14 protein-coding genes are annotated in these 19,072 nt (G+C 71.5%); 2 read left to right on the top strand and 12 right to left on the bottom strand.

Translation table 11 applies throughout. The features are described 5' to 3' along the window. Positions 1 to 58: 58 nt before the first annotated feature. From IE311_RS34970 to IE311_RS34925, 10 genes are all read right to left on the bottom strand, one after another. Positions 59 to 1,408, bottom strand: coding sequence for a cytochrome P450 (locus IE311_RS34970; protein ID WP_189835920.1), 1,350 nt, complete (start codon positions 1,406 to 1,408; stop codon positions 59 to 61). Then, positions 1,405 to 1,950 (bottom strand): flavin reductase family protein, encoded by a 546-nt coding sequence (locus IE311_RS34965; protein ID WP_189835919.1) that lies wholly within the window; start codon positions 1,948 to 1,950, stop codon positions 1,405 to 1,407. Before IE311_RS34965 ends, IE311_RS34970 begins: the two co-directional genes overlap by 4 nt. Continuing rightward, on the bottom strand, positions 1,947 to 2,405 hold the full coding sequence (locus tag IE311_RS34960; protein WP_189835918.1) for an acyl-CoA thioesterase: 459 nt from the start codon (positions 2,403 to 2,405) through the stop codon (positions 1,947 to 1,949). Before IE311_RS34960 ends, IE311_RS34965 begins: the two co-directional genes overlap by 4 nt. A gap of 3 nt (positions 2,406 to 2,408) precedes the next feature. Continuing rightward, on the bottom strand, positions 2,409 to 8,306 hold the full coding sequence (locus tag IE311_RS34955; protein ID WP_189835917.1) for a type I polyketide synthase: 5,898 nt from the start codon (positions 8,304 to 8,306) through the stop codon (positions 2,409 to 2,411). Continuing rightward, positions 8,303 to 9,424, bottom strand: a complete 1,122-nt coding sequence (locus tag IE311_RS34950) for an enediyne biosynthesis protein (protein ID WP_189835916.1) — start codon at positions 9,422 to 9,424, stop codon at positions 8,303 to 8,305. The genes IE311_RS34955 and IE311_RS34950 overlap by 4 nt, the downstream gene beginning before the upstream one ends. A 2-nt stretch (positions 9,425 to 9,426) precedes the next feature. Continuing rightward, positions 9,427 to 11,277 carry a CRTAC1 family protein gene (locus IE311_RS34945; protein ID WP_189835922.1) on the bottom strand — a complete coding sequence of 617 codons (1,851 nt, stop codon included), beginning with the start codon at positions 11,275 to 11,277 and terminating at the stop codon, positions 9,427 to 9,429. A gap of 56 nt (positions 11,278 to 11,333) precedes the next feature. After that, positions 11,334 to 12,320, bottom strand: coding sequence for a DUF1702 family protein (locus IE311_RS34940; RefSeq protein ID WP_189835915.1), 987 nt, complete (start codon positions 12,318 to 12,320; stop codon positions 11,334 to 11,336). A gap of 102 nt (positions 12,321 to 12,422) precedes the next feature. Continuing rightward, positions 12,423 to 13,400, bottom strand: a complete 978-nt coding sequence (locus tag IE311_RS34935) for a DUF1702 family protein (protein ID WP_189835914.1) — start codon at positions 13,398 to 13,400, stop codon at positions 12,423 to 12,425. Between the two features lie 108 nt (positions 13,401 to 13,508). Then, positions 13,509 to 13,952, bottom strand: a complete 444-nt coding sequence (locus IE311_RS34930; RefSeq protein WP_189835913.1) for a winged helix-turn-helix transcriptional regulator — start codon at positions 13,950 to 13,952, stop codon at positions 13,509 to 13,511. A 72-nt stretch (positions 13,953 to 14,024) separates the two neighbouring features. Then, on the bottom strand, positions 14,025 to 15,239 hold the full coding sequence (locus IE311_RS34925) for an IS701 family transposase (RefSeq protein WP_189835912.1): 1,215 nt from the start codon (positions 15,237 to 15,239) through the stop codon (positions 14,025 to 14,027). 300 nt (positions 15,240 to 15,539) lie between these two features. Between IE311_RS34925 and IE311_RS34920 the strand changes: the two genes are divergently transcribed. Continuing rightward, on the top strand, positions 15,540 to 16,160 hold the full coding sequence (locus IE311_RS34920; RefSeq protein ID WP_189835911.1) for a TetR/AcrR family transcriptional regulator: 621 nt from the start codon (positions 15,540 to 15,542) through the stop codon (positions 16,158 to 16,160). Between the two features lie 29 nt (positions 16,161 to 16,189). Here IE311_RS34920 and IE311_RS34915 read toward each other — a convergent pair whose 3' ends face one another. Both IE311_RS34915 and IE311_RS34910 read right to left on the bottom strand, forming a co-directional pair. Then, positions 16,190 to 17,197, bottom strand: coding sequence for an NAD-dependent epimerase/dehydratase family protein (locus IE311_RS34915; RefSeq protein ID WP_189835910.1), 1,008 nt, complete (start codon positions 17,195 to 17,197; stop codon positions 16,190 to 16,192). Continuing rightward, positions 17,194 to 17,823 carry a ScbR family autoregulator-binding transcription factor gene (locus IE311_RS34910; protein WP_189835909.1) on the bottom strand — a complete coding sequence of 210 codons (630 nt, stop codon included), beginning with the start codon at positions 17,821 to 17,823 and terminating at the stop codon, positions 17,194 to 17,196. Before IE311_RS34910 ends, IE311_RS34915 begins: the two co-directional genes overlap by 4 nt. Before the next feature lie 116 nt (positions 17,824 to 17,939). Here IE311_RS34910 and IE311_RS34905 point away from each other — a divergent pair, with 116 nt between their 5' ends. After that, positions 17,940 to 18,890 carry a ScbA/BarX family gamma-butyrolactone biosynthesis protein gene (locus IE311_RS34905; RefSeq protein ID WP_189835908.1) on the top strand — a complete coding sequence of 317 codons (951 nt, stop codon included), beginning with the start codon at positions 17,940 to 17,942 and terminating at the stop codon, positions 18,888 to 18,890. Positions 18,891 to 19,072 lie beyond the last annotated feature (182 nt).

Below are 19,072 nucleotides of genomic sequence, written 5' to 3'. Positions count from 1 at the left end.
GCCGGCCACGATTCTTCGTGGCCGGCCCTCTCGTCATGTCCCGGAACGGGGCGTGCGCTCAGTCCACCGGACGGACCGTCATCGGCAGTCCCCCGCGCATCCGCAGCGACATCATCGGCTCCGCGACGCCCTCGTACCCCGGCATCACGGCCAGGTCGAGGTCCCGGGTGACGAGCGCGGTGACGAACACCGCCTCCATCATCCCGAGGTTGCTGCCGACGCAGAACCGCGGTCCCGCACCGAACGGGATGTACGCGTACCGCGGCCGGTTCGCCACCCGCGACGGGTCGAAGCGGCCCGGGTCGAAGCGCTCCGGGTCGTCCCACAGGTCCGGATGCCGGTGCATCGTGTACGGGCAGACCAGCACATCGGCCCCGGCCGACACGGTGAACCCGCCGACCTCGTCGGCCGCCTGGGCGATCCGGGGCAGGATCCACACCGGCGGGTACAGCCGCATGGCCTCCTGCACCACCTGAGTCGTGTACGACAGCTTGTGAAGGTCCTCGGCATCCGGCAGCCGGCCACCCGCGAGCACCGCCCTGGCCTCCTCGCGCACCAGGTCCCGCACGTGCGGGTGGCGGGCGAGCAGCAGCAGCGTCCAGCCGAGCGTGCTCGCCGTCGTCTCGTGCCCGGCGAGCAGCAGCGTGACCAGCTCTTCCTGGAGCAGCCTGCGCCCGGTGGCCGGGTCCGGGTGGGCCCGGGCGGCGAGGATCATCCGGGCGAACGCGTCGTCCGCGCCGTCGTCCGCGCTCATCCGGGCGCCCCGGTCGGCGACCAGCTCGTCGACGGTCCGGGTCAGCTCCCGGCGGGCGGCACGGAACCGGCGCTGGGTGCCGAACGGCACCCAGGTCGGCACCAGGCCCTGCGTGACCATGTCGAACATGGCCTGGTCCTGCACCGCCTCGAAGGCGTGCGCGATACCGCCGTGCCCCTCCAGGGAAGTGTCCATCAGGGTCCGGCCGAGCACCCCGAGGGTGAGCCCGGTGACCTCCTGGAGGACGTCGACCGGGGTGTCCCCGGCGCGAGCGCGCAGCAGCTCCACGAGCCGTCCGGACTCCTCCGCCACCACGCCGGCCTGGGCGGCGACCCGCCCCGGCTTGAACGCGGGCTGAACGGTGCGGCGCTGCTTGCGCCACAGCTCGCCCTCACTGGTGAGCAGCCCGTCGCCGAGCACCTTGCGGGACTCCACCAGGCCGATGCCCTTGTGGTAATTGGCCGCGTTGTCGGCGAGGACGTGCTTGGCGTAGTCGGGCCGGTTGAAGATGTAGAGCTTCTTCGGGCCCATGTTCACGCGAACGGCGTCGGCCAGCTCGGCCGCCTCCCGCATCATGCCGAGCCGGTCGACCGCCAGCTTGCGCAGCAGCCCCGGCAGCGCCCAGACCGGTGGGCCGGGTGGGTGGACACTCATCGGCTGCCCCCCGGTTGCTGCGGCACGACCTGCCGGAAACGGCCACCGTGGAACACCAGCGGCTCGCGGCCGGGCAGTTCGTCCAGGGCGAGCACCCGGCCGACGTGGATGGTGTGGTCGCCGCCGTCGTACGTGCGCCACCGGGCGCACTCGAAATGGGCCGCCGCCCCCGCGATCACGGGGGCGGCGGTGGCCTGGCCCGGCAGCCAGTCGACGGCGTCGAACTGGGCCGCGCCGAGCGGCCGGGAGCGGTCGGCGAAGTGCCGGGCCACGTCCTCCTGACCGGCGCCGAGCACCGACACCGCGAAGGTGTCGGCCTCGGCGAGGACCCGGTTCATGACGGCGTCGTTGCCCACGCACAGCAGCACGAGGGCCGGGTCCAGCGACACCGACGTGAAGGAGTTGGCGGTCATGCCGCGCGGGGCCGCGCCGCCGACCGTCACGACGGTGACACCCGTCGCGAAGGACCCGAGGGCCCGCCGCAGCCGCGCGGGGTCGCCGGTGACGGCATCCCGCGGCGGCGCGACGGTGAGGGTGCTCATGCGGCCCGCCCGGCCAGCGCCCGGCCCTGGACGCTGTACGGCTCCAGGGCACGGGCGAGGCCGTCCGGGATGCGCGACGGCACCGTGTTGGTGTTCGGGCCGCGCATGCACGCGATCCGCTGGCGGCCGCGGGCGATGAGCACCTCGGCCCCGCCGGTCACCTTGACGTAGTCGAAGGTGAACTCCAGCTGGGTCTGGCCCAGCTCGGACAGGCGCATCCGGATGGACAGCTCGTCGAAGGCGGTGATCTCCGCGAAGAACTCGCAGTCCACCTTCAGCGTGAACAGCTTGAGGTCGTCCTGGACCTCGGCCAGCACGTCCGGCGCCTTCTGCTGCAGGAACATCTCCCGGCAACGGCCCTGCCAGCGCAGGTAGTTCACGTAGTACACGTTGCCGACGAGGTTGGTCTCCTCGAAGCCGACCATGTGCCGGTACTCGAAGTAGTCGTCCGCCATGATCTAGGACCGCCCTTCGGCGAGAGGTGTCTCGTGGGTGAGGAAGGCGAAGACGGCGGGCTCCAGGGCATCGCGCAGCGCGGTGACGAAGGTCGCGATCCGCAGATCCCCGGCGGCGAACACCACCCAGGCGTCCTTGCGGCGCGGCAGCACCGTCAGCGGGGCGCCCGCCATGATGCCGGCCTTGCGCAGGCATTCCACGGCCCCCCACACACGGGTGGCCGCGGTGTCCGGCGCCTCGCCGGTCTCCTTGGCGACCAGTTCGGCGACCGGCGCGTGGTCCCCGAGCAGCCCGCGCCACTCGTGCGCCGAGCGCATGCTGACCGCCTCGATGTCGCAGGCGACCTCGGTGTCGGAGACGGCGCTGAGGGTGACTCCCAGGCCGTGCGCCGCCGACATCGACATGTGCCGGTCGGGCTCCAGCTCGGGCCGCCCGTCCGGGCGGTGCCGGACCGCGACCGGGCTGCCGAGGGCCCGCGCGGCGGCGTCGGCGGTGAAGCCGCGCCGCTGGGCGACGGAACCGGCCGGGGCCTCCCCGTGCGGCTCGACGGCGACCGCGACGCGGCTGCCGACGACATCCTCGAGGGAACGCTCCAGGTAGGGACCGAGCAGCGGCGCGACCCACGGGCCCGACCCGTCGGTCTTGCGCACCGCGTGCAGGGTCAGCCCCTCCCAGCGCTCGACGACGGTGCCGTCGGCGTCGCGCACGGCGATGTCGTACACGTAGGTGTCACCGTCCCGGCTGCGCTCGACCGCGGTGTAGCGCAGCCGGTCGGGGACGTGCGGGCCGGCGCCGAGGGTGTGGATCCGCTCCACACCGGAGGGCAGCAGCGTGGCGTCCGGGACGCACACCTGGTTGCCGTGCATGAGCGCGTCGCGCATGCCCGGGTCGGCGAGCAGCAGTTCGCCCGGCAGGAAGCCGGCGAACCAGCCCTCGGGCTGCTGCTGGACGGCGACCTCGGCGTCCACGTGCCGCGCGGCGGCCCGGTGGAAGCGGCGCAGCCGCTGGAAGCGGGCGCCCTGGAACAGCACCCCGCCGTACAGGTCGGCGGCCGGGTCCAGCGGGACGACCGGGGTGTCCTCGGGCACCTGGAGCGGCGGGCCGTCCGGCGCCGGGGTCCCGCCGAAGAACAGCCGGGCCCGGAAGTGCTCGGCGACGAAGCCGGTGTCCTCGGCGTGGATGGCCACGTCGACGGTGTCGGTGTCGGTGACGGTCGCCGCGATCCGGATCCGGGTGCTGCCGTTAGGCGGCACCACGATCGGGCGGAGGAACTTGGCGCCCTCGATGACCGGGGCGGTGCCGGTGCGGCCGGTGACCGCGGACGCGACCTGGGTCATCGCCTCCATACCGATGACGGCGGGCAGCAGCAGGTTGCCGTCGAGCAGGTGGTCGGCCAGATACGGGTCGGTGCCCGCGTTCAGCTCGACCTCGGTGACCAGTTCGACTCCGTGGTAGCGCACCAGCGGGTCACCGGTGAAGCGCAGCATCGGCAGTGCGGGCAGGTCGCGCCGTACGGTGTCGATGCCTTCGGTACGGCCGCTGATGACCGTGACGACGGGGGCGTCCGGATCCTCGATCAGCCGCAGCAGGATCGCCACGCCCTGGTCGGGTGAGACCGGCACGATGCCCTCGCGGGAGAGCGACTCCACGACGGAGAGCTTCTCGCCCATGCCGACGCCGGACCACACCGACCACTCCATGCAGCGGGCGCGGAGGTTCGGGTGGGCGCGGGCCACGTCCTCGGTGAGGTCGGCCAGCCACTCGTTGGCGGTGGCGTAGTGCGCCTCGCCGCGCAGCCCGGCCCGGCCGATGATGCTGCCGAAGCTGACGAGCAGCTTGAGCCGCTCGGGGCCGACCGCGTCGAGGACCGTGCGCAGTCCGTCGACCTTGGGGCCGAAGGTGCGGTCGAAGTCCTGGCCGGTGAGCCCGGTCAGCGCGCCCGGCCGGTTGAGCCCGGCGCCGTGCAGCAGGCCGGTGATCGGGCCGAGCGCCTCGGTCAGTTCGGTGACGGCGGCCGTGACCTGCTCGGTGACGGTGACGTCGGCGCGGGCGTAGTGCACCCGCACACCACTGCCGCGCATCCGGTCGAGGTTCTCGGCGAGCTCGGTGTCCTGGGCCGGGTCGGACCGGCCGAGGACGGCGAGCGCGGCGCCGGTCTTCTGGGCCACGGCGAGGGCACACTCGGCGGAGATGCCCTTGCCGCCGCCCGTCACCAGCATCACGTCGGTGTCGTCGAGCGGGACGTCGGTGCGCTCCGGCTTGACGGGCAGCGCCCGCAGCGTCGGCACCCGGCGCGCCCCGGCCCGGTCGTAGTGGACCTCGGCGAACCGGGTGGTCGCCGCCACCTCGGCCACGACCCGCTCCACGACGTCCTCGGTCTGCGGGGTGTGGACGACGGTGGTGCGCAGGTGCGGGGCCTCCAGGTGCAGCGTCTTGGCCAGACCGGCCGCGCCGCGGCCGTCCTGGACGAGGACGAAGCGGCGGGACCGGTCCCCGGCGAGCGCGCTCTTGGCGGCGGCCAGGACCTCCTCGACCTCCTTGCGGGGGCAGCCCTCGGCGAGGACGGCGAGCACGCCGGAGCCGAGTCCGGCGACGGCCAGCGCCGACCGGAGCCGCTCGGCATAGGGGTGGTCTGCGGAGCCGAACAGCTCCCAGGCACCGTCGGCGCCGTCGCCGACGCCGTACGGCCGGGCGACCTCGTCGAGGTCGACGGCGAACGGCCGGGCCCAGGGGGCCGCGCCCGCGACGACGGGCGTCTCGGACTCCGGGGCGGCGCCGCCGGTACTGACCAGGGTGTCCAGCGCCTCGGCCAGTTCGGCCAGGGTGGCGGTGGCGAAGTTGGTCGGCACCTGGGCGGCGGCGATCCCGAGGCGGGACGCCGCCTGGTTGACGATCTGGCCGACGGTGATGGAGCTCATGTGCAGGTCGTCGAGGAGCCGGCTGTCCGGGTCGACGAGGTCGGCGGGCAGCTCGGCACGTTCGGCGACGAGGGTGCGCAGCACTTCGAGCGCGTCGACGCCGTCGGCGGAGCCCTCCGCGATGGGCTCCGCCGCGGAGGCCGGGGCCGCGTCGGCGGCGTCCTTCGCGGCGCCGGTCTTCGGCAGCGCCTTGACGGCGGCCTTGGTGGCGGCCTTGGCGGCCCGCTCGGCGCGCTGCGCGTGATCGGCCTGCGGGAGGTCGCGCGGGGCCTGCTCGCAGGGGTTGGCGAGGAAGGAGAACTCCTGGCCGACCTCCAGGGGCCGGATCAGCCGGTCCTGGAACAGCCGCTCCAGGTCGACCGGCGCGCCCGCGACGTACGCGGCACCGGCCACCTGCAGCAGACTGCGCAGGGACTCGTCGTCGGTGTTGAGCGCGACGACCGGGACGCCGGTGGTGGCGCGGGCCAGCGAGCTGAGCACACGGCCGGGGCCGACCTCGACGAACAGGTCGATGCCGCGGGCCGCTTCGCTGACCGCCTGGGTGAACCGGACCGGGCCGGTGATCTGCTCGGCGAGCAGGGTGGACAGGTCGGTGGCGGGGGTCAGTTCCTCGCCGGTGACGGTGGAGACGACCCGGCCCGCGACGGTGCCGACCGGGGCGTCGGCCAGCCAGCCGCCGAAGGACGCGGCGGAGGCGGCGACCAGCGGCGAGTGGAAGGCGTGCGAGACGTTGAGACGGGTGCAGGGAATCTCGGACCGTTCGGCCCGGCGCCGCACCTCCTCGATCTCGTCGACCGGTCCCGCGACCACCGTCTGCTCGGGGCCGTTGTATCCGGCGACGACGACGGACAGGCCCTCGATGAGCCGCTCGGCCCGCTCGGGCTTCACGCTCAGCGAGGCCATGGTGCCGGAGGAGCTGTGCTCGGCCATCGCCCTGCCGCGCACCCGCGCCGCCTCGAGGAGGGTGTCCTCGTCGAGGGCGCCCGACCAGTGCAGGGCGGAGAGTTCGCCGAGGCTGTGGCCGACGGCGACGGACGCCTCCAGGCGCAGCGCGTCGAGCACCCGCAGGCCCGCGGCGGAGCCGGTGGCGATGCGCGGCTGGGCCACGTCGGTGGCGACCATGTCGCCGGTCGTGGGCAGCGCGGCCCGGTCGAAGACCTCGGCGGCCTCCGGGAAACGCCGGCGCAGCGCGCCGCCGCCGGTGCCGTGGCCGGAGCCCTGGCCGGGGAAGAGGAAGCCGATCCGGGCGGGCCCGGAGGCGCGGCCGAGGAAACTGCGGCCGTCGGCGGCGGTGTACGCCGTCTCGCCGGACTCCAGCAGGTCGGCCAGGTGGGTCAGACGGCGCTCGGCGTCCTCCGGGGAGGTGACGACGACGGCCGCGCGGTGCGCGAGGCCGCGCAGTTCGCGCTGCAGGGTGGCGGCGAGGTCGGCGACCTGGCCGTAGGAGACCTGCGCGGCGAAGGCGGCGACCTCGTTGAGCCGGGCGCGCAGCGCCTTGGCCGACTCGCCGTCGACGACGAGCAGTTCGGCGTCCTGGAGGGCGTGCGCCAGGGCGGCGGAGCGACGGCTCGGGGCCGTACGGCGCCGTCCGGCGGGCTCGTCGAGGACGACGTGGGTGTTGATGCCCCCGAAGCCCATGGCGGTGACTCCGGCGCGCCGGGGCGCGTCCTCGGGCCAGGCCTCGGCCTTGCGCAGCGCCTTGAGGTTGGCCTTCTCGTCACCGAGCAGCTCGTGCGGCTCGGTGGTGCCGATCGCGGGCGGCAGGGTCTGGTGGTTGACGGCCATGGCCGCCTTGATCAGACCGGCGACGCCGGCGGCTGCCTTGGTGTGGCCGATCATGCCCTTGATGGACGTGATGGCCGCGAGCGGCGCCTCGGGGTCGGCGGCCCGGCGGGCGCCCATGAGGGCGGTGAGCTCGGTGGCGTCGCCGACGGCGGTGCCGGTGCCGTGGCCCTCGAAGAGCCGGACGGTCTCGATGCCGAAGCCGGCCTTCTCGTAGGCGCGGCGCAGGGCCAGCTGGTAGCCGCTGACCTCGGGGCGGGTGATGCCGCCCTGGCCGTCGGAGGAGACGCCCCAGCCCGCGATGGTCGCGTAGATGCGGTGGCCGGCCGCGAGGGCGTCCTCCTCGCGCATCAGCACGATCATGCCGCAGCCCTCGCCGGGCCAGAAGCCGTTGGAGCCTCGGTCGTAGAGCTTCATCTCGCCCTTGGCGAGGGCACCGGTCTTGGCGAAGCCGATGATCTCGAAGGGGTCGATGGACAGGTCGACGCCGCCCGCGACGGCGACGTCGAGGTCGCCGTTGATGAGGGCGGTGCCCGCGGTGGTGACCGAGAGCAGCGAGGACGAGCAGGCGCCGTCGACGGTGTAGCCGCCGCCGTTCAGGTCGAAGTGGTTGCAGATCCGCCCGGCGATGGTGTTGGCGAGACCGCCCGCGAGGGTGTCCTCGTCGATCGCCGGGAACGGCTCCTTGTACGCGATCTCGACGTCGTCCAGGAACTCGGCGATGCGCTCGTCGTCCCAGATGTCCTGTTCCTTGAGCGCGGAGGCCATCACCCGGCGGACGTACGGCCAGCGCAGCCGCATCACGTTGGCGCGGGAGAACTCTCCGGTGAGGGTGTTGCCGACGACGACGCCGGTGCGCTCGCGGGGCAGGCCCTCGCCGCCGGCGAACCCGGCGTCGGCGAGCGCGCGGCCCGCGGTGTCCAGGGCGAGCCAGTGGGTGAGGTCGGTCGAACGGAAGGTGCTGCCCGCGATCTTGTGGGCGATCCGGTCGAACTCGTAGCCCTCGATGACCGCGGCGTTGCGGGCGTAGAAGGTGTCGGGGGTGGTCGGGTCGGCGTCCCAGTAGTCGTCCAGGTTCATCCGGACGTCGGGCAGCCGGCGGAACGCGCGCCGTCCGGCGACGGCGTTGTCCCACAGTTCATGGGGGTTGGTCGCGTCGGGATAGCGGCAGGCCATGCCGACGATGGCGATCCTGGTCATGCGGTCACCGGTATCTTCTCGGTCTCGGTCTCGGCGGTCGCGGGGGCCGGGCAGGCGCAGGCACCCGCGGGGCACGCGCAGCCGGTCGCGGGGGCCGGGCAGGCGCAGGCACCCGCGGGGCACGCGCAGCCGGCCGCTTCGGCGGTACCCGCCTGGGCCTGGGCGGCGGCGTCGGCCTGAGCGACGGCGTGGGTCACGGCGGCGAGGGCGAGAGCCTCCTCGGCGCGCTTCTTGGACACGACGTCGGCGGTCCAGAGGAAGGCACCGCGGATGGCGCAGACCAGGGCGGTGGCGAAGAAGATGCCATAGGCGATGCTCATCGCGGTGAGCACGCCGTACAGGGCGGCGGTGCCGCCGCCGAAGGCGATCTGACCCCACTTGGACGACGGCGTGGTGCCCGGGTCCGTGATCATGTAGTTGGTGAACAGGACGAACGCCACACCGGACATCATCGCGAGGCCCGCGGGGATGGAGGTGTCGAACAGCAGGCCGCGGACGATCGCCTGCAGGGCGAAACCGCCGACCCAGGCGAGGATCAGCCACATGCGCTCGGTCAGCTTGGCGTTGAGCAGCGTGCCGAGGGTGATGATGATCGCCGGGACGAGCCAGTCGAAGCCGCCGTCGAGGTACTCGGTGAAGTGGTACGGCGGGGCGATCGAGGCCCACGGGAAGAGCAGCAGGATGACGGCGATGCCGAAGTTCGACGGGTTCATGAAGTGCCGCAGGCGGCCCTTCACCGGGGCGCGCAGCACCCACTTGGTGCCGACGGCGACGATGACACCGAACACCATGACCCAGACGAGGTCGTTGACGTAGGTGAGCATGTTCACCGCGAGCGAGGTGATGTGGGCCGGGAGGAGGAACTCCATGAAGCCCTTGGCCCCGCCGCCGGCGAAGCGCGGCGCGCGGCCCTCGGCGCGGGCGCCGAGGGTCTCCAGTGCGATCTCGGTGGTGTATCCGGTCGCCAGGGCGATGAACGGCCAGGTCCAGGGCTGCTCGAAACCGAGGACGGTGTAGCCGAAGATGTTGAGGACGGAGATGGAGATCGCGAAGCGGCGGAGCGCGGTCACGACCTTCGGGTTGTGCCGTGGGGCAGCGGCGGTCTTCGTTGCGGACATCGTCACTTCTCCTTGACCTCGGTGCCCAGCTCGAGGCTGTGCCAGCCCGGCGTGAGCTTCAGCTTCTGCTCGTGGATCTGGCCGGCCCGGTCACGCCAGGTGACCATGGCGGGCACGGGGCCCCTGACGTCCTTGCCCAGACCGAGGTGGACGTCGGTGCTGCGCTTGCCGGAGTGGCCGCCGCCGCCGTCGAGGCGGGTGATGCGCTTCGTGCCGTCGGGCAGTTCGACGCAGACCTCGGCGCCGACCACGGGAGAGCCGTCCGGGTGGGTGAGATTCAGGCCGAGGTAAGCGCCGGGGTTCTTGGCGACGTTGTGCAGGAAGATCGGCTCGCCCCACTGGCGGGCGACGGCCAGGTCGAGCCGGCCGTCGCCGTCGACGTCGCCGGTGGCGAGGCCGCGGGTCGGGACGGGCTCGCCTATGCCGAGGGCGACGGAGAGGTTGTGGTACTCGCCGGTCTCGGCGTCCTTGGCGAAGAAGCGCATGCGCTGGCTGCCGGCGAGGTCGTCACCGTGCTTGACGTTCGGCCACCAGAAGGGGTTGGCGACGAGGGCGTCGTTGGCGGTGGCCAGCTCCTGGAGCTGCGGCCAGCGGTTGTTCTTGCCCTTGACGAAGCCGAGCGCCTGGGTGATCTCCAGGTCGCCGTTGTTGTCGAAGTCGCCCGTCTTGACGTCCCAGCCCCAGCCGGACCAGGCCAGCTTCAGATCGGTCGAGCGGTCCTTGAACGGCGCCTCGCCCTCCTTCAGCCGGGCCTGGACCTCGGAGCGGGAGTCGGCGGTGTCGATGAACGCGAAGTTCGACTCCTGGATGCCGAAGGAGGTCGTGATGTTGCTGACGAACATGTCGTACAGGCCGTCGTTGTTCAGGTCGCCGAAGTCGACGCCCATGCCCTTGAAGGAGCTGCGGCCCAGCTCCTTCGACTTCGGCACTGTGCCGCTGTGCACGGCCTTGACCTCGGAGAACTTGATGTTCCCGGGGGTCGAGGTGTTGTAGAGCAGCGCGGATGTGCCGAAGTCGTGGGCGAGGAACAGCTCGGGCAGCCGGTCGCCGTCGAGGTCGGCGGCGGACGCACCGAGCGACCAGCCCTTGTTCAGGTTCTGCGGGACGGCGGCGTCGACCTTCTCGTAGCCGTCCTTCGTCCACCGGAAGATGTGGGCGCCGCCGCCGTTCTGGGCGTGCGAAAGCGACGCGTTCATGGTGACGTCGCCGTCCTTGGACGCGTCGAGGACCGGGCTGTCGGGGAAGTAGTTGCCGACCAGGATGTCGTTGTGGCCGTCGCCGTCGAAGTCGGCGACGGCGGCCGCGTTGGAGTTCCACAGCGGGCCGGTGTAGGTGGCGCCGGACTTGCCGGGCAGCAGCTCGGTGGGCGTGAAGGAGGCGGCGGTGAGCGGCTTCCCCTTCTCCCCCTTGTTCACGAAGATGACCGGGGTGCGGCCCCAGTAGTAGACGAGGAGGTCCATGCGGCCGTCCTCGTTGTAGTCGCCGGGCATGCAGCCCATCGGCGCCATCGTCTTGCTGGTGCCGAGCGGCGCCGGGTTCAGCGCGAACGGCGCGTACTTGTCCTTACGGGTCGGTGCCGGGGTGACGACCGCCTGGTCGATCCGCACGTCGTTCACGCAGAGGTCGTTGTCGAGGCCGTCGCCGTCGAGGTCGTTGATGGCGATACCGGCACCGACCGAGGAGATCCACGCCTCGATGTGCTGGTACGCCTTGTTGACCTTGCGGACCTCCTGCTTGTCGAATCCCGCGGGCATCGCGATCGACATCGGCTCGAATGCGAAATTCTTCGCCAGCTTGTCGATCTCGGCGGCGGAGGATTCAGGCAGCCGGACGCCGTAGAACGTGCCCACCATGAGGGCGAGAGCGACGATTCCCGGTGAATTCCTGCGGAGCCAGTTCTTTGTGACCGTCACTGGTCGACACCTTTCGAGATGAGCGAGTCAGAAGCGAGTTCCGCGGCGATGTCGCGCCGCCATCTCTCGTAGGCCGGGGAAGCGCCCCCGACGGTCGCGGCGGGCCGGGTGTCCCGGCACAGCTGCGAGGCCCGTTCGGCGGTCGTGCCGCACACGACACGGGCCGCGAGGTGGGTGTGGTCGATGACCGTGTCCGCCTTGACGCGGGCCTCGGTCGCGAAGGCAGCCCCCTGGGCGAGCGCCCAGCGGTGCTCGCCGGCGCCCTCCACGAAGCGGGCGAGCTCGTCCTCGGTGACGCCGCCCGCGTAGGAGCAGGCGAGCCCGGCGCCCGCGTACAGGTCGCTGTGGCGGCGCTCGTCGTAGGACCGGATCAGCTCGGTGACGACGTCGGGATCGGTGCCGCCGACGAACCACAGCGCCCGGCCGATGCCCTGGTCGACGGCGCTCGGGGTGTAGTGGTTGTGCCCGCCGTTCCAGCGGAAGGGGTGCTGGATCTCCGGGGTCCGCACGTACGAGGCGGTCTTGAAGTACGCCTGGTGGAAGCCGTACCCGTCGAGCGCGAGCCAGCGCAGCAGCGGGTCGGTGGTGCGGATGTCGGGCCACAGCGGCTTCGGCAGCCGGGCCATCGCCCAACCGACGCCGACGTAGATCATGTAGTCGTGGTGGCGGCCCGCACCGGCCAGCAGACCGGCGAGCCGGCCACCGTGCCCGGGCAGCGAGTCGTAGACCGCCGCGCCCATGCCGGCACCCTCGTAGGCGAAGCCGCGCATGTCCCGCGGGACGGTCTCCAGGAGCTCTTCCGCCTCGGCGGGCGACCCGGCCTCCACCGCGTACGCGTAGCCCTGGAGAAAGACCTCACCGATGTACTCAAGCCTGGCCTTTGCTTCCGCGTTCTTCACATGAAAGCCACGGACTTCCATGGTCGTCTCGGAAACAGACGGCGTGAGCAATCGGCGTCGGAATGCACCAAACACACTGGACACGGCAGTAGACCGCCCCTCTCGAATCCCACTCGAATCCCTGGATTTCCCCCAGCGAATCGAATCTAGCCAGCGGGCCCGGAGGGGCGTCTACTTCAGATGTGCTCAAACAACGAGGGCACCGAGTTGCGTCCGCACATTCCGCCGCCAGACCTCGTAGGCGGGTCCCGCGCCCTGCTCGGGGTCGGTGGCCGCGCAGTCGTCGGCGAGCCGGGCGACCGCTTCGACGGTGCGCCCGGTGAACGCGGCGACGGCCGCCTCGCTGTGCTCGGGGACGAACCCGGCGTGGTGGCGGGCCTTGGCGGCGAACACCGAGCCCTGCGCCAGGTGGCCGGCGAGCTCGCCGGCCTCCGCGCGCAGCGCGGCCAGGTCCGAGGGCGTGCTGCCGCCCGCGAAGGTGGCGGCGAGGCCGACCCCGCTCCACAGGTCGGCCCTGCGGTCACCGGCGAAGGCCCGTACCGCGGCGGAGACGTTGCCGACGTGTCCGCCGTGGATGAACCACAGCGCGCGGCCGACGCCCTGGTCGAAGGCGCGCTGCCAGTAGGAGGGGTCGCCGTCCCAGTCGTAGGGGGCGTCCAGACGCTGTCCGCCGACCCAGGTGTCGGTGTCGAAGTAGGCCCGGTCGAAGCCGTAGCCGTCGACGCACAGCCAGCTCATCGCCGGGTAGAGGTCGGGCTCGGTCAGGGTGGGGACGAGCTTCTTCCACAGCGGCCTGGGCAGCTTGGCCATGGCGAAGCCGATGCCGATGTAGTTCAGGAAGATGTGCGGCCGGCCGCCGCCGCGCATCAGGTCGGCGGCGCGGTGCCCGCCGGGGCCCATGGTGTCGCGGATGGCGCAGGCCATGGTGGCGCCCTCGTAGGCGAAGCCCCGGTTGAGCGGGGCGATGAGCGCGAGCCTGCGCTCGGTGGTGGCGAGGTCCTTGTCCTCGATGCCCCACTCGAAGCCGGTCACCACGGCCTGCGGCACGGCTTCCAGCTGCTGGGTGAGCGGGGTGGGTTCGACCGTGAATCCACGCCCGGCGAAGCTCACGTCGTCCAGGGACGGGGCCATCAACAGCCTGCGCAGCGCTCCCAGTGCGGGCACGGACGCCTCCTCGTACGCGCCGCTTTCGGTCAGGGCGGCGGGGGCTGCCATCGTGGGTGCGCCGGACAACCGGCGGCATCTTCCCCGTTGCTCTCCGCCCCCCGGTGTTCAGCGGATGCGGCGCACGTCCACTTCCTCGTCGTGCACGGCGCGCCCGCAGGAGCCGCAGCGCAGTTCGACGTGGACGAAGCCGTCGCAGCCGATGTGGTCGGCGCGCCGCGGCGGGCCCAGTTCCTGCGGCAGGTTGCGGTCGCCCCACTGCATGAGGGCGATCACGGCCCGGGTCAGGTCGCGGCCGACCGGGGTGAGCCGGTATTCGTAGCGCACCGGCTTGTCCTGGTAAGGCACCCGCTCCATGATCTCCTGCTCCACCAGCCGGGCCAGCCGGCTGGAGAGCACGTTGCGCGCGATGTCGAGGTGCGCGAGGAACCCGTCGAAGCGGGAGGTGCCGAGCAACGCGGAGCGGATGATCAGCAGGGTCCAGCGTTCGCCGATCACCTCCAGTGACCGGGCGAGGTTGCAGTCCTGTCCCTCGTACGTGTGCTTCAGCATGCGCTCACTCTAGGGCGGGGCGGGTTGCGTGAAAGAACCCGAGTTGGCGAAGTCGTCCCGGGTTCTTTCACGTCAGGCGGCCACCAGCATCCGCTCGCCGCCACCGGTCGGCTGGTGCGTGCGCTGCAGACTGCTGTAGCCGTACGTGGCGGACACCAGGGTCATGTGGTGGTGCCAGCCCGGGAAGGAGCGGCCCTCGAAGTCGAGCAGTCCGAAGTCCTCACTCATCTCCCGCACCGACTCGTCCGCGTGCGCCAGGGTCCTGGTCAGCGCGAGCACCGACTCCAGGCGGGCGTGGGTGAGGCTGGTCAGCCACAGCTGGACCGGGCGGCGGCCGTTGTCGGGGCGGACCGCGAACAGCCGGTAGGTGCGGTGGATCCGTTCCCCGCCCGGGCCGGTCTGCGGCAGCCGCACGAAGCTGGACATGACGGTGATGTGCCGGCCGCGACCGCCCCAGGGGATGACCTTCTCCATCCGGGTCAGGGTGCCCGCGTCGAACTCGAACAGGTTGCGCGCCGCGAGCACCGGGCCCTGGCCGTCGCCCCTCTGCTGCGGACGCTGCACCCGCAGGTGGCGGCCGGCGGCGACCTGGAGCGTGTCCGGGACGGCGACGACGAAGTCACGTCCGCGCAGGGCCAGTCCGTGCACCAGGGCGGTCGCGCTGGTGCCGCCGAGGGCGTCCAGGTCGGCGACGACCGGCAGCGGGGCGGTCCTGCTGACGTCCCAGAGGGTGTCGACGAGGTCGAGGGCGTGCTGCTCGACGGTGCGCGGTCCGGCATCGGCGGGGATCCGGGTGCGCTTGCGCCGCTCGGGGTCCTTCCCCCAGGAGCCGGGCAGCAGCAGGCGCCAGTCGACGGGCTGGGCACGGTCGTACGAGGAGAGGAACATCCCGACGCCGACCTGGCAGGTCACCGAGCGGCCGGTGGCGGCAAGGAACCTGCGGTGAACGCCGCAGGAGTTCTCGCCGCGCTTGCGCAGCACGGCCTGGCTGATCACCCAGGCGCGCGGGGCCATCTGCTGCTCGGCCCACCGGGTGAGCTCCGCGCGGACCGGCATCCAGTCCCAGGGGCTGGCGTTGACGAACTGGTGCAGCGACTGGGAGGCGGCCGGCGAGGCCGAGACCGCCGCGGCGAGATTGCGCACCGACTTCTTGCCCGGGGTGGCGAGCAGCCCCTCGATGTAGGTCTGGGCCCAGCGGCGCTGGTCAGCCCTCGGCAGACACTCGAAGATTCTCTCGGCGAAATCCGGCACCGACGGGCGATGCGTCGTCAGAGCGTGCGCGGTCATGGCTCGTTCCCTCCCCCTGCTCTCGGCCTGCGACTGCCGACCACGCTAAAATGATAGCGAACGCCCTCTTTTTTTTGTGACTCAGGTGAGTGGCCGCATGCACTTCGGCAAGTCGGTTCCCTCGAGGCCCCACGGGCCGGTGATCCACACCGCTGTGACCTGCACAAATCCAAGACGGCTTGGGCAACTCGGCCTTGTCCGCCACGACAGAAAGAGGCAAGCCTTGGACAGGAAGGTGGTCATGAGTCCCCCACGAGACAGCCCTCTTCGGGAGATGGTGTGGTGAAACAGGAGAGGGCCGTGCGTACGCGCCAGGCCCTGCTGCAGGCGGCGGCGGTGGAGTTCGACCGCTACGGGTACGACGGCACCTCGCTGTCGGCGGTCAGCAAGGCCGCCGGCCTGTCGATAGGTGCCGTGACGTTCCACTTCCCGACGAAGGTCCATCTGGCCGACGCCGTACAGGAAGAGGGCAGGTCGGTGACCGTGGCGGCGCTCGAACGCCTGGCGGCCGAACCGATGACGCCGTTGCGCATGGTGATCGACCTGACGCTGGAGCTGACCCGGCTGATGGAACAGGAACCCGCGGTGCGCTCCGCGATCCGGCTGAGCCGGGAGCGGCCGTCCACGGTGTCCTGGTCGGACGCCTGGCTGCCGACGGTCCGCAGCCTGCTCGACCGGGCGTACGAAAGCGGTCAACTTCACACGGACGCGCTGCCGGCGGACGTCACGACGCTGGTGGAGCATCTGACCAGTGGCGCCGAGGCGTACCTGCGCAGCCGGATGGGTTCCGACCCCGCGTTCGAGAGCGCGGTCGCCCAGCTGAAGCGGGTGTGGCGACTGGCGCTCGCGGGCGTCTCGGCCGAGGGGCCGACCGTTCCGCGGCAGACGGGCGCCACGGAGAGCCCTGCCGAGAGGAGTTGAGCGCCGTAAGGGCCGGGCAGCCGTGATCATCAGGCCGCCCGGCCCTTCAGCAGGTCCCGATACCACTGTGCTGACGAGGCCATCCGGTCCAGCGGACCGGGACCCGCGGGACACCCGGCGGCACTCCAGACCTCCCGGCTGTCGAACCAGAAGTCCTCGGCGAACAGCGAGAACTGTCGCGAACTCAAGCGGGTTTCCGATGACCGCAGTTGCTCCAGGCAGGCGGCCAGCGGCAGCGTCCGCTCCGGCGCGGCCACGATTCCCTCACGTGCCAGCGTCTCGACGAGCGCGGCGAGGGTCACCGGCTCGGGATGGCCCGCGTGCCAGATGCGGCCGCCGACCGGCGCACCGGTCAGTCCGGCGTGCGTGATCAACCGGGCCAGATCACCGACCTCGGTGAGGGACATCCTCGCCCGGCCCCCGTCCCACAGGGCCGGGACGGCACCGAGGAGTTCGGCGAGCGCGGGCACGACCCACCGGTCGCCCGCCCCGAGCACGAGGCCGGGCCGCAGCACGCTCGCCCCGGCCGCGAGCGCATGGGCCTCACCGATGAGCCGGGTCCGGCTCGCGGGGGAAACGGGAGCGGGCACGACCTCGTCGACGGCGATCCCCCGGTACGGCCCGAGGCCGTAGACCGCGGCCGTCGACAGGTGCACCGACCGGTCCACCCCGGCACGTACGGCCTCCGCCATCAGAGCCTCGGTTCCCCGCACGTTGACGGCGACGCACGACTCCTCGTCGGCGGCCACGAGCGCGGCCAGATGCAGCAGCACGTCCGCCCCCTCGCAGACCCCCGCGAGCGTGCGCGGATCCGCGAGATCGGCGTCGGCCCACTCGTCGGAGTCGGCCTGTCCGGCACCGGCTTGTCCGGCGCCGACGAGTGGGTCGACGCCGATCAGGCCGGCGCCCGGACGCCGTCCCACCGCCCGGATGGCTAAGGAGTGCCCCCGCTCCTCGCGCAGCCGGCGCAGCTCCCGTAAAACGGCCGATCCGATGAATCCGGTGGCCCCCGTCAACACCACGCGGACGGTTCTCACGCTGCGAACTTCTGTACGCCTTGGGGGAACCGGAGCTCGGCGATGGCCTGCGGAGTGGCGATCGCCGGCAGCAGGTAACGCCACATCGAGGCGAGTCGCGAGGGGAGGTCGGCGCGCCCGGAGGCAACGTTCGAGAACACCTGGATACCGCTGTAGGCACCGACCAGAACGTTGGCGAACTCCCGCGCGTCGACGCCCGGCAGCAGCTCCCCCTTCTCGCGTGCCGCGCACAGCAGTCCGTAGAACTGTTCGACCCACTCCTGGTAGGCCGTGTCGTCCCGCATCCCGAAGTCGCCCTGCTCGACGGCGAGCCGGACGCTGGCCCGGAAGACCACGTTGGTCTGCAGCTCGCGGGCGAGGAAGAAGTTGAGGTCGATGAGGAGCTGCAGACCGTCGTGACCGGTCGGCGGGAAGTGCACGAACTCCTGCTGGTGCGCCAACACCGCCTGCGCCAGGCCCAGTTTCGACTTGAAGTGGAAGTACATCCCACCCTGGGTGACCTGGGCGCGTTCCATGATCTTGCTGATACTGGCGCCGCTGTAGCCGTAGGTGTCGAAGACCTCCGCGGCGGCGTGCAGGATCGCCTCCCGCGTCTTGACGGCCCGGTCCTGCTTCGGCTCGTCCATCGGACTGGACCTTCCTCTCTCGACAAAAAAAACGAACGCCCTTATTTTACAAGTCGGCTCCAGGAACCGAAAGCACCACCCGGAGCCTTCACATACGCACGCCCCAGGGGAGAGGCATGCTCATCACATCGGAACGTCCTGCCGTGCCACGCTCGGCGCTGACCACGACGGTCGCCAAGGAGTACGTGCACCGCGCAGCCCTGTCGGAGGTGTTCCTGACGGGATGGAACAAGGTCGGCCACGACGCCTTCACGGTCAGCGCACAGTGGCCCCGCAGCCACAGCTTCTATGTGCCGGAGCACGACCTGCACGACCCGCTCCTGCTCTGCGAGACCGTGCGGCAGACGTTCCCGCTGCTGACGCACGTCGCGTACCACGTCCCCTTCGGCTACCAGCTCAGCTGGTCCCGCCTGCAGTTCGCTATCAACCCGCAAGCCCTGTACATCGAGCGCACCCCGGCCGACCTGCAGATACACGCGGTGGTCTCGGACATCCGCTACCACAAGCAGCTCCCGGCCATGATGACGATGCACCTGGAAGTCGTCCGCGACGACTCCCTGGTCGCCATGGTCAGCACCCGGTTCGGCTGCCACTCCCCCGCCGTCTACCAGCGGATGCGCGCCGGACGCAGTGACATCGCGGAGATCTTCGCAGCCGTCCCCCAGCCGCCGGAGCCCGTCTCGCGCAGCAGCGTGGGCCGGCTTCGCCAGCAGGACATCGTCCTGTCGCCCACCGAGGAACGCCGCCGCTGGCAGCTCCGGGCCGACACCAGCCACCCGGTCCTCTTCGACCACGCCGTGGACCATGTACCGGGCATGGTTCTCCTGGAGGCGGTCCGTCAGGCGGCCCACGCGACACAGCCGTTGGGGAGACCCGCGATACCGACGTCGATGGACATCTCGTTCAACCGCTACGTCGAGTTCGACGAGCCGTGCTGGATCGAGGCGGAGACGGTCGACGGCACCGAGGGTTCCCTCGGACGCCGTACGATCCGTGTCAACGCCCTCCAGGGCGGCTCGTTCGCGTTCAACGCGACGACCGAGGTCACGGACATCAGCGCACTCTGAGTGCTCGGTGCGCGAGGGAAGAGCGAAGAGTGAAGAAAGACATACAGCAGGAAACGTGACACCAGCCCTGCCTCAGCAGGTCACCGCTGAGGACCGGGAGTTGTCACAACACCGCCCGCCGAGCGCCAACTCGACGGGCGAGGCCCCGCTCTGGGTGCCAACCCAGATACGCGAACAAACAG

It is taken from the genome of Streptomyces zaomyceticus, from assembly GCF_014656215.1.
Classification (GTDB): Bacteria; Actinomycetota; Actinomycetes; order Streptomycetales; family Streptomycetaceae; genus Streptomyces; species Streptomyces zaomyceticus.
The sequence above is the reverse complement of the archived record's forward strand: the minus strand, read 5'-3'. Positions and strand labels throughout refer to the sequence as shown.

Excerpts from the sequence above, each read along its gene's own strand:
- IE311_RS34910 (WP_189835909.1), bottom strand. The coding sequence starts at position 17,823 with ATGGACGAGCCGAAGCAGGACCGGGCCGTCAAGACGCGGGAGGCGATC.
- IE311_RS34960 (WP_189835918.1), bottom strand. The coding sequence starts at position 2,405 with ATGGCGGACGACTACTTCGAGTACCGGCACATGGTCGGCTTCGAGGAG.
- IE311_RS34950 (WP_189835916.1), bottom strand. The coding sequence starts at position 9,424 with ATGTCCGCAACGAAGACCGCCGCTGCCCCACGGCACAACCCGAAGGTC.
- IE311_RS34925 (WP_189835912.1), bottom strand. The coding sequence starts at position 15,239 with ATGACCGCGCACGCTCTGACGACGCATCGCCCGTCGGTGCCGGATTTC.
- IE311_RS34970 (WP_189835920.1), bottom strand. The coding sequence starts at position 1,408 with ATGAGTGTCCACCCACCCGGCCCACCGGTCTGGGCGCTGCCGGGGCTG.
- IE311_RS34945 (WP_189835922.1), bottom strand. The coding sequence starts at position 11,277 with ATGGTGGGCACGTTCTACGGCGTCCGGCTGCCTGAATCCTCCGCCGCC.
- IE311_RS34930 (WP_189835913.1), bottom strand. The coding sequence starts at position 13,952 with ATGCTGAAGCACACGTACGAGGGACAGGACTGCAACCTCGCCCGGTCA.
- IE311_RS34965 (WP_189835919.1), bottom strand. The coding sequence starts at position 1,950 with ATGAGCACCCTCACCGTCGCGCCGCCGCGGGATGCCGTCACCGGCGAC.
- IE311_RS34955 (WP_189835917.1), bottom strand. The coding sequence starts at position 8,306 with ATGACCAGGATCGCCATCGTCGGCATGGCCTGCCGCTATCCCGACGCG.
- IE311_RS34905 (WP_189835908.1), top strand. The coding sequence starts at position 17,940 with ATGCTCATCACATCGGAACGTCCTGCCGTGCCACGCTCGGCGCTGACC.